Annotated in this window: 11 protein-coding genes; 4 read left to right on the forward strand and 7 right to left on the reverse strand. The window is 54.8% G+C overall.

Translation table 11 applies throughout. The features are described 5' to 3' along the window. Positions 1 to 4 precede the first annotated feature (4 nt). Together ACVL1J_RS01990 and ACVL1J_RS01995 are read left to right on the forward strand one after the other, a co-directional pair. Positions 5 to 2,857, forward strand: a complete 2,853-nt coding sequence (locus tag ACVL1J_RS01990) for a hybrid sensor histidine kinase/response regulator (protein WP_341237389.1) — start codon at positions 5 to 7, stop codon at positions 2,855 to 2,857. 125 nt (positions 2,858 to 2,982) lie between these two features. Continuing rightward, positions 2,983 to 3,549 carry a hypothetical protein gene (locus ACVL1J_RS01995; RefSeq protein ID WP_159569464.1) on the forward strand — a complete coding sequence of 189 codons (567 nt, stop codon included), beginning with the start codon at positions 2,983 to 2,985 and terminating at the stop codon, positions 3,547 to 3,549. A gap of 15 nt (positions 3,550 to 3,564) precedes the next feature. Here ACVL1J_RS01995 and ACVL1J_RS02000 read toward each other — a convergent pair whose 3' ends face one another. The 5 genes from ACVL1J_RS02000 to ACVL1J_RS02020 all read right to left on the reverse strand — a co-directional run bounded on the left by ACVL1J_RS02000 (position 3,565) and on the right by ACVL1J_RS02020 (position 8,609). Further along, positions 3,565 to 4,848 (reverse strand): esterase/lipase family protein, encoded by a 1,284-nt coding sequence (locus ACVL1J_RS02000; protein WP_341237388.1) that lies wholly within the window; start codon positions 4,846 to 4,848, stop codon positions 3,565 to 3,567. Positions 4,849 to 4,960: 112 nt separating this feature from the next. Continuing rightward, positions 4,961 to 5,947: an amino acid ABC transporter permease gene (locus ACVL1J_RS02005; protein ID WP_341237387.1), complete on the reverse strand. Its 987-nt coding sequence runs from the start codon at positions 5,945 to 5,947 to the stop codon at positions 4,961 to 4,963. Then, a complete protein-coding gene (locus ACVL1J_RS02010; RefSeq protein ID WP_341237386.1) occupies positions 5,944 to 6,771 on the reverse strand; it encodes an ABC transporter permease subunit in 828 nt (275 codons plus the stop codon). The genes ACVL1J_RS02005 and ACVL1J_RS02010 overlap by 4 nt, the downstream gene beginning before the upstream one ends. Before the next feature lie 12 nt (positions 6,772 to 6,783). Next, a complete protein-coding gene (locus tag ACVL1J_RS02015) occupies positions 6,784 to 7,785 on the reverse strand; it encodes an amino acid ABC transporter substrate-binding protein (protein WP_341237385.1) in 1,002 nt (333 codons plus the stop codon). A gap of 14 nt (positions 7,786 to 7,799) precedes the next feature. Next, a complete protein-coding gene (locus ACVL1J_RS02020; RefSeq protein WP_341237384.1) occupies positions 7,800 to 8,609 on the reverse strand; it encodes a YdcF family protein in 810 nt (269 codons plus the stop codon). A 77-nt stretch (positions 8,610 to 8,686) separates the two neighbouring features. Here ACVL1J_RS02020 and ACVL1J_RS02025 point away from each other — a divergent pair, with 77 nt between their 5' ends. Next, positions 8,687 to 9,160: an acyl-CoA thioesterase gene (locus ACVL1J_RS02025; RefSeq protein ID WP_341237392.1), complete on the forward strand. Its 474-nt coding sequence runs from the start codon at positions 8,687 to 8,689 to the stop codon at positions 9,158 to 9,160. Positions 9,161 to 9,194: 34 nt separating this feature from the next. After that, complete coding sequence (locus tag ACVL1J_RS02030; protein WP_341237383.1) at positions 9,195 to 9,551, forward strand: Hpt domain-containing protein; 357 nt, start codon at positions 9,195 to 9,197, stop codon at positions 9,549 to 9,551. Positions 9,552 to 9,556: 5 nt separating this feature from the next. Here the strand turns inward: ACVL1J_RS02030 and ACVL1J_RS02035 are convergent, their stop codons facing one another. Continuing rightward, positions 9,557 to 11,137, reverse strand: a complete 1,581-nt coding sequence (locus ACVL1J_RS02035) for an ATP-binding protein (RefSeq protein ID WP_341237382.1) — start codon at positions 11,135 to 11,137, stop codon at positions 9,557 to 9,559. 414 nt (positions 11,138 to 11,551) lie between these two features. Then, positions 11,552 to 14,215 (reverse strand): penicillin acylase family protein, encoded by a 2,664-nt coding sequence (locus ACVL1J_RS02040; RefSeq protein WP_341237381.1) that lies wholly within the window; start codon positions 14,213 to 14,215, stop codon positions 11,552 to 11,554. Between the last annotated feature and the right edge of the window lie 177 nt (positions 14,216 to 14,392).

A 14,392-nucleotide genomic window follows, 5' to 3' on the forward strand; every position in this document is an offset into this window, starting at 1 on the left:
CTTGATGAAGCTGGCGGCCCTGTTTCGTTTTGTGTTGTTTGCTACTTTGCTTGGCCTTGCCTCCAATGTGTGGATGAGCGAGCGCGCCGACCAATTGCAAACCTCGCAAACAGCGCTGCTGACTGCCCGCCTCAATGCCATCAATGAATTGAGCCTGCTGCAATCGGAATTCGATGCACTGCAAACGTTGGTGGCCGCCTTTGTGGTCAGCAAAAACAGTCAACACCTGGTGAATTACTACGAGCTGCTGGATGCACATGCTGGTGCACGCAAGTACGCCCGACCTGTCGACAATGTGTACTGGAGCAAACTGATTGCAGGCAACACCCAGGCAGTGCCCCTGATCCTGGCAAAAGGCGAAACACTGGAAAGCCGCCTGCTCGCCCCACAAAATGAAGCGCCCAACCTGAGCGACGATGTGAAAGCCTCGGTGATCACTATTTTGGCGTTGAGCCGCAAGCTGCGCGAACGCGAGCAAATTGTATTTGCCTTGACACAAGGGCTTTACGACCCCGAAGCGAGCAAGTATGTGTCGGAAGCCCCGGTGCGCGACGACCTGGCCATTCAAATGTTGTTCTCCGAAGAATACCTGGGCATGAGCAATGCCATTCGCGCTGAAATTCAAGGCCGAATTCGCGCCGTGGAACTGGGCTTTCAAACCGTGATTGCCGCACAAGCCGACAACATCAAGGCCACTGCAAATTTCGACCTGTATCTTGGTTTGCTGGTCACGTTAATGGCGCTGCTGGGCCTTGCAGTGCTGCAACGATTTGTAGTGGCCCCGCTGCGCGACCTGAACAAAGTCAGCAAGCAAATTGCACAGGGCAATTACAGCGTAACCTTGCCTGAACCACGCTTTGTGACCGAGATGAGCAACCTGGTCAAAGGCTTTGCCTTGATGATTGGTTCATTCAAACGCGAACTGGAGCAAGGCGAGGCCGCACGGTCTGCCGAGTTGATTGCGCTGGAAGCGAAAATGGGGCGGGAACGCGCCGAGGCCCAGGTGGAAGCTCGCGGCATGTTGTTGGCCAATATGAGCCATGAAATCAGAACGCCCATGAATGCCATTTTGGGCATGACCGCACTCACCTTGAAATCCGATTTGCCAGAGCAGGAACGCAACTACCTGCTGAAGGTGCAAGACGCAGCGAAATCACTGCTGGGCTTGCTCAACGACATTCTGGATTACTCCAAGGCCGAGGCTGGCATGGTGGAGTTCGAGCACATCCCGTTCACGCTCGATGAAGTGCTGGCCAATTCATTTCTCGCCGTGCAAAGCCAGGCGGCCAGTCGCAAACTGCTGTTGTTAAACGAAGTTGCACCGGGTTACTCCAACCAGTTGGGCCAACGCCTGGTGGGCGACCCTTCCAGGCTGCGGCAAGTGCTGAGCAACCTGCTGAGCAATGCCGTGAAGTTCACGGAAAGCGGCTCAATTCGTGTGTATTCAAGGTTGCAAACCCGCTCGGACACGGGGCTTGATTTGCGAATTGAAGTGCACGACACCGGCTCGGGTTTGAGCAAGTCGCAAGTGGAACGCATTTTTGAAAAGTTTGCGCAAGGCGACTCCAGCATAAGCCGTGTGTATGGCGGCACGGGCTTGGGCTTGAGCATTGCCCGTGAATTGGTGATTCGCATGGGCGGCGAAATTTCAGTGGGAAGTACACCGGGTGTGGGCAGCTGCTTTTGGTTCTCGGTGCCGGTGATGTACGACAGCGATATTTTGGTGGAACCCCTGCCGCTGGGTTACCAAAGCGGCGTGCTGTTGCACCAACCCGGCCCGGTGGCCGACTGCGTAATGTCGGTGCTCCATGCCAGCGGCATGGAAGCGGTGTTGGTGAGCACACTGGGCCAATGCATACAACATTTGAACGACAACACCTGCGACTGGGTACTGCTGCAGTCGGATTTGCTCGACCCTGGCGCCCCCCTGCCTGCCGAGCTGCTGGCGTACTTAAGCAACCCGACCTTGCGATTGGTGGCCATTGATCGCGACCTGCTGTCAGCCGACAGCACCTTGTTGCAACTGCTGCCCACTGAGTTGACCAAACAATTGGTGCACCTGGCCCACCCTGTGTTGATGCAAGACATCTGCGCGGCACCCAGGACCGATTTTCAGCGTGTAGAAAAGCCCAACGCTGTGCGGGAATATCCCGAAACCCTGCAAGGCAAAAAGGTGTTGGTGCTGGAAGACCACCCAGTGAACCAGGAACTGGTGAGTTCATACCTGAAGGCCGCTGGCATGCAGGTCACCTTGTGCGAGCATGGGCAAGAGGGTGTTGAGTTGCTCGACCCCGATGACGCACCCCACTTTGACGTCATCATTACCGACCTTGAAATGCCGGTGATGGATGGCTATGAGTTCACAGAATGGTTGCGCGACCAAACCCGCTGGATGGACACCCCGCTGGTCGGCCTGACCGGGCACGCCTTTTCTGAAGTACGCACCCGTTGCCTTGAATTGGGCATGGACGACTTTATCGCCAAACCCGTGGAAGCCGGCGTGCTGTACCTCACGCTGGCTGATTTACTGCACACCAGCCCGTCAGCCCCGGAAGTATTGCCTGCAACACCCGCCTTGCCCAATTTGTTCATTCAACATTGTGCCGACCTGCCCGCCAAGTTGCGTGGCCACCTGGACCAAATGGACGAAGTGGCCTTTGTGCGTGAAATACATTCCATGGTCAGCCTGCTCGCCTTGCTGGGCGAGAAAGCCTTACACCATGTGTTCAGAGAATTTGAGCAGGGCTTGAACAACCAAACCACCGACGCCCAAGAAGTGCTGGACCAAATTCGAACTGTGTGGCCCGCGTTGGTGAAGAAGTATTCCGAACTACTCGAGAACACCACCCCCACCTAGGGGAAACCTACCCCCTGAAATGGTGAACCTCCCCGTAAACGGTGAACCCTCACCTATGCGATGCCATATCCGTAATTTGCCGACGACAATACATAAACGATGAACGGCAAGGCATTGGATACAGCATGACCATTCGAGCACCCTACCAAGTGCTGCACAGCAGCCCTTACAAAAAATACTCCTTCGAGCGCGAGGTGTTTTTTGAAACGCTGGGTGCCTGCTGGGCCTTGAGTTCTCGCAACATCAGCGGCCTGTTCGCCATGCAGTTGCAAATCGACTTAAGCCGTGTGCAGTTGTTGTACGGGGTGCCCAGTTCGCATTTGCCCGAACCCCTGCTGTTTCAGTTTCTCAATGTGTTTCAAACCCGACCACGCAATGGTGCCCATGCACAGCACATGCATGCCGAGCACAATGCGCTGGAATTGGTTGAAGACATGAATGAGGCAGACTTCCTGAACTTCACCACGGGTTTTCAAGACGCGGTGAATCAAATTCTTGAGCCACTGGATTGCTGGACCAAAGAATGCCAGCAAGCCCACCTGGCCCTGAAATACTACGGCCTGAACCTGGTGGAGACGGGCATGCGTGAATCGAAGTTCAAGCGCACGTATGCCGACCTGCTGGTGAACTACCTGCTGACCACACAACGCGTGTTTTTGCAGGAAAGCAAAACCTCGACCTACAATTTTTAATCGCGCCGCCAGGTTTCACCCTAAGCGCGGGCGCAGGTGCTGGCGCAGCACCATTTTCAATTCAAGAAACACGTCAGGATCGTTGAGCAAAATCATGTGATGTTTTTGCGCAAAGGTCACCCGTTGTGCTTTGCCGGTGTCATCCGCCAGAGCGGAATCGGGTGTCACCAAACCGTCGCCCACTGTGGTGTTGAGCCAGGACGAAGTGTGATCGCCAATGGTGGAGCCCACCAAGTGAAACATCACTTCTTGCCCGTCGCGCGTTTGCAGCGCGCCCATGCCGTAGTCCAAATCGCGAATGCCGCGTGAGCGCACACCCAGAACCCGGCCAATGGGGCGGGCCAATTCAAACTTGCCAAACAATTGCTCGCCTGCAGCAGCAAGGCGGGCCAGTGGCGCACCGGCATGGGGTGAACCCAGGCACACCACGTCGCGAATGGCACGTTTCAAAATAATGTCGTCGTCGGTCAGTGCTTCGACCACCGAGCGGCTGATCAGGCCGCCCATGCTGTGGCCCACCAAAGTAATTCCTTCCACCGCCACGGGCCAATTGCGCACCAGCTTGTTCAACATGCGTTTGAACTGGCGGGCATTGGAATCAATGTTGCGGCCCGTGTTGTAACGCAAGTAAAGCGAGGTGACCGGGAAATCGTCTTGCAGCTTGTCGCCATAAGGGCGAGTGGCAGGTTCGCTGGGGTTGTAGTACATCTGCCAGCTGTCTTCATTGCAGCACAGGCCATGCACAAAAATGACCAAGTGACTATGTGCATCGGGAAACTGGGCCAGCAAAGCGGCCTGATCGGCCTGCAAGGCCTGCCCGTTGGCGTACAAATTCATGTGCACTTGCATGGGGTTGCGTGTGGCTGCCAAGTGGTCGCCAAACACACCATTGATTGCGCTTGAAATGGCAGAAACACGCTTGTCGGTTTTTGCGTTGGGTGCAACAGGCACTGGCAAGTGGTCGACATCGTCCATCAACTCGCCACCCATGGCCTGGTCGATAATTTGTGGCGATGCCAAACTTTGGTTGGCTTGCCGCACGACCCAGGCCGCACCGGAAAACACGCCTTTGCCCGCTTCGCGCACTGCGCCATACACCAGATCGGTAATTTCATTGTGAACCGATTCCACCGGCTTGCTGGCATTGAGCGTGGCCGCACCCACAGCTTTGAATGGCATGTCGCTGATGGCGCGGTGGAATTCATGCACCCGGGTGGTGGCTTGCGCAATGGTGTCACCCACAAACATCAGGGTGCCTTCCAGTTTCTCGCCGGTGCTGGGATCTTCTTTCTTGCTCATGCAGTGTCTCCGAATCGGAATTCGAGTGTGGATTGATTTATTAGTGTACAAATGTACACTGAATGTATTTTTTGCGCTAGAAATTCAATTCTAACGAGAGCAATCCTGTTTTCTATTTGACCGTTTTCGACAGACCAAAGCAATAGGCCCAGTACACCAAGCCGATGAACAAATAACCTTCCAGATAAAAGCTGCGCCATTGCACATCGCCCGCCAGGGCAAGGCTTAGCGAACCAGTCAGCTCAAACAAGGCCACAATGGTGACCAGCGAACATTCTTTGAACAAGGTCACGAAGCTGTTGGTGAGGCTGGGCAGGCATGCGCGTATGGCCTGCGGCAACACCACATGCACATTGCGCTGAATCACATTCAGGCCCAATGCTTTGGCGGCCTGCCCCTGAGCAGCTGGCACGGCCTGCAAACCACCGCGCAACACTTCAGCCAAATATGCGGCACTGAACAGGGCGATGGTAAGCAGCACCCGCGTGAACAAATCAAGGCCCTCGCCCGGCAGCCACAAGGGCAAAACAAACGCGGCAAGAAACAGCACGGTGACCAGCGGCAAGGCACGCAACACCTCAATGTAAGCAATGCAAAACCTGCGCAAGGGTGCAAATGCAGATTGCCGCCCCAAGGCCAGCAAAAGCGCCAGCGGAAATGCCAAGCCAAACCCCACCGTGCTTAATATCAAGGTAAGTGGCAGGCCACCCCACAAGTTGGTGGGCACCGTGGGCATTGTGGCAAAGCCACCATAAAGCAACACCGCACTGCCGGGCACTGCGAATGCCCACAAGGTGAACGCTGTGTTGGGCTTGAAAATTCGGGCGGCGGTTGCAAACAACAAGACCGACCACAGCACCAGCACCGTGGCTGCGCGCCATTGTTCTTCTATCGGGTAACGGCCAAACAAAATAAGCCGCCATTTTTCTGCCACCACGCCCCAGCAGGCACCTTGCCCCGCAGCTTGTTGGCAAGCTTGCAAATCAGGGCGAAACACTGCGCCAAGCAAGGCCCAGTCGACCAGCGCCCAGGCCAGCGGCAACAACAGCAATGGCAGGGCCACCCACAAAAAACGATTGAACAACACGGCAGGGTTCACAAGGCCCCCCGATTCACACGTGTGTTAAGCACATTCATTAAACCCGCAGCGACAGCGCTCAGCAGGGCGTAAGTGACCAGAATAATGAGCACGCACTCCACAGCCTTGCCACTTTGGTTAATTGCAGTGTTGGCCACGGACACCAATTCCGGATAGCCCACAGCCACACCCAGCGATGCATTTTTCAGCAGGTTCAAATACTGGTTGGACAATGACGGCACCACCACGCGCAAGGCCAAAGGCAACACCACGTAGCGAGTGGTTTGGGCGGTGTTCAGGCCCAAAGCCAAAGCACCTTGCCGCATGCCAGGTTTCACGGCCTGCACACCGGCACGCACTATCTCGGCAACAAAGGCAGCGGTGTACACCACCAGTGCCAGCAGCACGGCCAAATATTCCGGGCTTAGTACCCAGCCGCCCTCGATCGAAAAACGCCCGCGCACAGGTGCCTCGGAAAATGCGGGAAAAGCCAAACCACTTTTGCTTAAGAACACCGAGTCGCCCCAAGACCAGGCCTGGCTGGCAATGGGCAAAAACTGGGTAATGGCAAAGTAAATGGCCAACAGTTGAAGCAACAAAGGCACATTGCGAAACAGATTGATATAGCCCCTGCACAGACCTTTCAATAGCGGATGTTGGGCCAATTGCCCCAGGCCAATGAACAGGCCCAAGAAAGTGCTCAGCACAAGGGCAGGCAAGCCGACCTTCAACGTGTTGAGCAAACCCGCCAACAGTATTTGCCAGTAGGGTGAACTGAAAGCCACTTGCAGCCAGCCTTCGCTCAGGCCAAAACCGGCGGGGTCCGTAAGGAATTCAAAGTTCACCGGTTCGCACCTTCAACGCAAAGGCGGGGCATACATCAACCCACCTTCAGTCCACAGCGCGTTCAAACCACGCTCCAGTTTCAAAGGCGATTGCTTGCCCAAATTGGTCTCGAACACCTCACCATAATTGCCCACTTGCTGCACAATTTTAAGCACCCAATCGCGCGGCAAACCCAAGGGCTTTCCCAGATTTTCCGCACCGCCCAGCAAGCGCTGCACGGCCGGGTTATTGCTGTTCAACGCTTGTTCAATATTGGCTTTTCCCACGCCCAGTTCTTCGGCTTCGATCATGGCAAACACCACCCATTTCACGATGGCGAAAAATTCATCGTCACCGCGCAGTACGGCAGGACCCAGTGGTTCTTTGGAAAACACTTCAGGCAGCACCACGTAGTCATCGGGCTTGCCGCTCTGGCTGCTTTTCAAACCAATCAGTGCCGACACATCGGTTGAAAATGCCTGGCAACGTCCACTGAAAAAAGCTTTGTAAGCGGCCTCGAAGTTGTCATACACAATGGCCTTGGCCGTGATGCCTTGTGTGCCCAGGTAGGTGCTCAGGTTTTTCTCGTTGGTGGTGCCCGACTGCACACAAATTTCCGCGCCCTTCAATTCTTTGGCGCTTTTCACGCCAAAGCGTTTGTGCATCAAAATGCCTTGCCCGTCGTAATAAGTGATCGCTGCAAAGTGCGCATTCAAACCGGCATCGCGGCTTAATGTCCAGGTGGTGTTGCGTGAAAGTATGTCGATTTGCCCAGCCTGCAAAGCCGCAAAACGCTGTTGCGAACTAAGCGGCGTGAACTGCACTTTCTGTGCGTCGCCCAACACGGCTGCGGCCACGGCACGGCACACAGCCACGTCCAGCCCGCGCCACTGCCCGTCACTGCCCAAGGCAGAAAAACCGGCTACACCACTGCTGACCCCACAGCGCACGGTATCGCGTTTCTTGATCGATTCAAGCACCGGGCCCGCCTGTACCGCACCCGCAAGCATGAACCCCGTTAACACAACAAGCATGTGCTTGAACACTTTCACTGGCTGCCCCCCGATTCATACGCACCACTGGCCTTCAACTGCAAACGGCCCAGGTGCTCTTTAATCGCAATAGTACTTTCATCCAGGGCTTGCGGTTTGGGCAACCACTCCCAGAAGGGACGCGCTTCGTTCAACACACGAATGTCGGTGCGCACCGGGTACACGGTGAAACCTGCCTTTTCAAACCACAACACTGCGCGGCCCATGTGAAAGGCCGAGGTGACCAGTGCAATATTGCGCGCGCCTTCGCCCAGCAATTCGCGGGTGCGCAGCGCATTCTCGAATGTGGTGCGCGAACTGCCTTCAAGCAACATGGCGTTTTCTGGCACACCCATGTCGAACATGAACATTTTCATGCCGGGGGCTTCGGCTTCTTTACGCGGGTCTGCAGCAAACTGCCCGCCACTTAGCACCAGGCGTGGGGCCACGCCCTGCTTGTACAGCCGTGCGCCTTGCCACACCCGGTCGCCTGCATCGTTCAAATCGGGCAATGCGCGCACACCGTCGTACCGGCCCTCCAACCCGCCGCCCAGCACCACAATGGCGTCCACTTGTGCGGGCAGGGGTCGGTTGGCTTCCATCACCAAGGCTTCATCTTCCAGCGGGCCCAGCAGGGCTTCGCCAACCCAGGGCAAGCTGAACGCCAGCAACTGCAATTGGGCCAAAACCACCGCACGCATCCGCCAGGGGCTGGGCAGCAACATGCCCAGCATCGACAGGGCAATCCACAGGCCCAGGGGGCTTAGCAGCCAAATGGCGTACTTGGTCAGCTCTGCAGCCAAAGCATTCTCCGCAAATGAATCCAAGGCTCATTGTAGACGTGTCACCGCGCCTGCAAGCGCGCTACACTGTTTTCTTCGACCACTCCTGCGCGCGCACCACCATGCCCTTTCCCAACCACCAACTCAGCATGACCGTGCTGATGACCCCCGACATGGCCAACTTCAGCGGCAAAGTGCATGGGGGGCATATTCTGAAATTGCTCGACCAGGTGGCTTACGCCTGTGCAAGCCGTTATGCAGGCATGTATGTGGTCACGTTGTCGGTTGACCGGGTGCTGTTTCGACAGCCCATTCGCGTGGGCGAACTGGTTACTTTTTTAGCCAGTGTGAATTACACCGGCAACACCTCGATGGAGGTGGGCATCAAGGTGGTTTCCGAAGACATTCACAAGGGCATTGCCACCCACACCAACAGCTGCTTTTTCACCATGGTGGCCATGAATGCCGATGGCACGCCCGGCAAAGTACCCCAGCTGGAACCCCGAACAGACAAAGACAAAAAGCGCCATGCCAACGCAGAATTGCGCAAAACGCTGCGCAAAGAACATGACGAGCGAATGAATAATTTAAAGTAAACTTATCGGTAATCTCACACATTAATTCTTGCCAATGAACCTGAGCAGCTTGTCATCTGAAATCGATCTGGAAACCACGCTGGATCGCATGTGTGATGATCACGATCTGCTGCTGGAAATTCTCGACATGTTTTTGGCCGAGTTCACAGCCGAGCGCGCAAACCTTCAGGCGCAAGTCGAGCAAGGCGATTTCGCCAACCTGGCCACCAAGGCACATTACTTCAAGGGTGTTGCTCAAAACCTGGGGCTGCTAAGGTTCTCGCCACAAGTCAAACGGCTTGAAGAATCTGCCAAACAAAACGACTTGGTGAACTGTCAGCAAGCGGTTGACGAACTGGCTGACATTGCCCGCCAAATTTTGGCGCTTCGCCAATGCGTTCAACCCACCTGAAACAGTTAAACCTGCTTCAGGTATTTGCCTAGCACCTTAATCAACTTGTCGCGTTCAAGTGGTTTGCTCAGGTAGTCGTTCATGCCGGCATCCAGACACTTCTGGTCCTCTCCAACCATAGCATGGGCGGTCAGCGCCACCACGGGTATGTTTTTGTTAATGCCGGGCACTGTACCGCTTCGAATAAGCTTAGTGGCTTCGTAACCGTCCATCACCGGCATTTGTCCATCCATCAGCACCAGGTCGAATGATTCTTTCGCAAGCAGGTCAAGCGCCTCTTGCCCGTTGTTGGCAATTTTGGACTCCAGGCCCAGGCGTTCCAGCACTTTGCACACCACCATTTGATTCATGGCAGCGTCTTCAACCACCAGTATTATTCCGCGAAATTTCGCAACGGCGGGTGCCGCAAAAATCTGCCCAGCGGCGGGTTCCACTGCGCCAGAATCAATCGGTAATTGCACTGCCAGCTTCAAAGTGAATACCACCTCGGTTCCCTGATTCGGCTTGCTTTGCATGTGCACCTGCCCCCCCATAAGCTCCACCAGTTCTTTCACAATGGCCAAGCCAAGGCCGCTGCCTTGCGCGCGCCTTGTGCTGGAGTTGTCTACCTGTGTAAAACGTTTGAACAGGTTCTTTTGATGCTCGGGAGCAATACCCACACCGGTGTCTTTCACGGTGAATTCGAGCACAGCCTGTTGCCCGGTTCGGGACACTTCCCGACAGGTCACTTTCACATGGCCCACATCGGTAAACTTGATGGCATTGCCCACCAGGTTCAGCAAAATTTGCCGCAGTCGCACGGAGTCGCCCAGATAAGTGACATCAGGCACAGCCTCGGCAGGGCAGTGTAATTCGATGTTTTTGCTTTGTGCTTCAAAGGTCAATGCCGCTTCAACATCGGTAAACACCTCTGCCAGTTCAAGCGGGTTGTTGCGCAAAGTCATCTGTCCGCTTTCCACTTTTGAAATGTCGAGAATGTCGTTGAGCAAGCCAAGCAATGAAGCAGCACTGCGCTTGGAAGCCGCAGCAAGTTGGTGTTGTTCAGGTTTCAATTCCGTGTCGAGCAACAGATCGATTGTGCCCAATACCCCATTCATCGGGGTTCGAATTTCATGGCTCATATTGGCCAGAAAGGCCGCTTGCGTTTTTTGGGCCTGAAGCGCGAGTTCTTGAGACTGTCGTCTCGATTCAATTTCTTGCGCCAAGGAAGAATTGATCTGGGTCAGTTTGGCCAGATCGGGCAAAGCCATGATGTGCTTCAATTTGGGTAGCAGGTAAATTGCCGTGGCAATTGACACCAGGGCAGTGACCATTTTTGTAATGCCTTGGGTGTAATACAGCGGAACCCACAGGGTAAGAATACCCATGACATGCGTTACGCCGCAGGCAAGAATGAATGCCGCAAACAAATAATAAACGGGTTGTAACACCGCATCGGGTCGGCGCTTGGCCACATAGACGATACCGATCGGGATCGAAAAGTAGGCGATTGCAATCAGCAGGTCTGAAATAACATGCATGGCCAGCAGTTGCGGATTCCATGCAATGCAAAAGCCATGCGGCAGGTACTCGGTCACGTTATTCATTTGTATCTACCGACAGTTATAGGTGTGTATTTCAAGTTAACTCAAAAATTCTCTGGCGTATCCTGTCTACATCAATTGGCTTGCTTAAGTGATGTGAGCGGTCATGCTCCAGAATAATGCCCAAAACCTTCAAGTTCAGGGCATATCATCTACGATCAAGATATGACAAGGGGGAGATAATGCCACGGCACCGCGTACGCCACGTACAACGTATTCATGCAGGTGTATCGGTTGAACGATCAGAAATTGCACCTCGTCGATGTTTCTGTGAAACAAATTATCAACTCTTTGTGCATTTCGTTTTGAGTGGGTGCGCCGAGTGCGAAGGACAAGCCGCATGCACGAATAAAGGGCGGTTTTAGCCCCTTATTCGGTTACTTTACAATTGTTGCCAATTTAACACTTATGGCATGCTCAGTTTGACGCCCTTTGCTGGCGTAGCACTTTGGTTTCACCAACCTTAGCGGCTTGAATCTGCGCGTTGGTATAAGGCAACCGTGCCCAGTTTTTCTCGGAATACGCCTTGGTGTAATCATCAAAATGCGGGTTGGCCGGGTCAGTCGACAGTGAATAAGTCAACATGGCATCGGCTTGTGGCTTGCCTTTGTCATCCCAGGTTACCGCCTGAATGTAGCTGTTGCCGAAAGTCACCTTGTAGCCTTCTGAATTCAGGCGACCGGGTTCGGTGCTCACAATAGTGAATGCACCTTCCGGGCTTGTGCCGCCGAAAATTGGCGTGGCACTCGCTTGCACGCCTGATTTCTGAATATTGCCCAATGGTTCGTCCAGCGCGAAACCCGCCGCCTGCACCGCCAGAATGGCATCCGCCAATGCGGCAGAAGTGAAGGGATTGGCAAGATTCAAGGTGTTCGGTGTATTCAACGGATTTGCAGCGTTGAACCCATTGGTCCACAAATTGGTCGGCAATGACAAAGGCACTGGCACATCAAAAGGCAAATGCAGTTGCGGTGCACCCACGGGCAGGCCCCCGGGGTTTGCAATGGCACGGCGCCAGAATTCACGCCACAGGTGCGCGCCTTTGCTGTCCAGGTTGGCCCTGCCATCCCAGGCACCCAACGCGGCACAGGCATCGGCAGTTTGCACTGGCATCAAACCGGTACTCAGCAACACCGGCACCTGGCACAACGCATCCACCACCGATTGCTTGGCCAAAGTGGCTGAGTAAATCTCGCTGCCCAATGCAATTTCTTTTAGATTGTCTTGCGTAAAGCGATTGCCTGGCAGGCCATCGGCACCGCCCAAGCGGCGTTCAGCTTGCAGGGTACACAAGCGGGTGCGCAAAGTGCGTTCTGCATTTTCATCGCCAATAATGCGATTGAAACCGGTCAGTGGCTGGCGTGGGTTACTGAGCCAATGGCTGTCATTGCAGTTGGTTACATAATCGTCGCGCTGTAGTGTGGGCAGGTTGCCCGCGCCAAAAATACCAGGCGCAGGTGCATCAGGGTCGCTGCCCCACTCGCAGGCTTCGCGGGATCCGTCCAACACAGGCAAACCGGGCGACAGCTGACCCACCACAGAGTTGAATGGCTCGGCGGCACAATCCGCAACTTTTTCATCAGTCACATGCGGCACCACGGTGACATCGCCATAGTACGCAGGCTTGCCTGGCCCACTGGCCACAGTATTCACCCAAGGCACACCCAGTTCGCTGGCATGCAAGTCAATGAATTCCTCCAGCGACTTGGCCAGGTTCCACTTGGCAAACTGATTAATCAGGCGATCATTTTCAAGATTGGCATCGCGCAGGGTAAAGGCCATCAACTGGTTCCAACCCAATACAGGCACACCACTGGCCTCCAGTACCAGCATGGGGCCATAGTGGCTCCGGTACATGGTGCGTTGCATGGTGGTAATGCTGCCATCGGGTTGCTTCACTTCAATTTCGGTGGGCAATGCGATCAAGTCGCGCATTTCGCCCTCGTACAGGTACTGGGTGGGGTTGACCGGGTTGATTTGCAACTGGTACAGCGTAAATCGAAAGGCGGTTGACACCGTGTGGCTCCAGGCCACATGTTCATTAAAACCAATCAACACCGCAGGCACGCCGTAAAGGCCCACACCCATGATATCCATGGTTTTTTCGCCATTTGCTTCCAGAATGTTGTGGCTCAGGTAAAGGCGCTCAGTACCCTTCCACGGAAAGTGCGGGTTGCCGTAGACCAACGATTGGCCGTTCGCAGTTGCATCCTTGCCAAAGGCGTACATATTGCTGCCAAAGTGGTCTTTGTTCTGCATCGCCGTGAAGGGGTTGGGATTGGCCTTCAGCAAAGCCACCTGCTGGGCGGCACTGCGGCCCAGCTTTTGAGGGCTTGCACTGGCCACGGGCAATGTAGCGGGGGGTTGGGCATTGCCAATTTCGCTTACAAACACCGAACTGCTGGCCAACACGGCCAGGCGCACAAATCGGCGGTACATGTCGTCAGCCGTAATTGGGGCCAGCCATTCGGCATCGGAACAGGCGGCATGTGCGGGCAATTTGCTGCCATCGGCCTGCTCATACTCATGTTCACCGGCCTTCAGTTCCGCAATGTATCGGTTCACACCGTCGGCATAGCCAGCCACCACATTCTGAAAATCGGGAATGGTCTTGTCGCGTGTGCGCTGCCAGGCATTGCGGGTTACACCATCGGCGCCCTCCTCCTCAAAAGCAAACAGGCTTTTCCAGAAAAAGTCACTGGCCACGTTGTTGGCTGTCGATCCATTGGGTTCAATCGTGTACGTGCCATCCGGGCCAAAAAAGCGTGAACGTTCACCGCGAATAGTCAGCAAATCTTCAAGGAACACGCACAGGTTGTCTTGCGCAAAAGCATAACCCTGGCCATAACCCAAACTGCCGTAATCCTTGGCGCGAATGTGCGGCACACCGTAGGTGGTTCGGGTAATGCTGACATCGTATTTCAGGTTGGGGTTTTCATTCGGGTTGGTGCGGGTGTCCGATCCCGTAACCGCGTTGTCACTGCTGCCCAGGCAGCCCGCCAACACCAGCACCGCAGCACTGGCTGCAACCCACAATTGACCACGCCGCAACGCGGCCCTGTTCTTCAAGCCTTTAATCACCGCTGTCTCCTCTGCTTTAATTCTGGGCCTGCCTTGGTGGCGAGCCTTATGCTATTGGTACTGCCAATAGCAACAATTGGATTAAAAATCAGGGATTTACTGACACGACTGCAGTAATTTGCGGGCATTGCCTAAAAAATCAAAAGCTTGGTGTAAGCACCGATTCAACCCAGCCCC

This window comes from Limnobacter sp. G6BE5S (assembly GCF_058448965.1).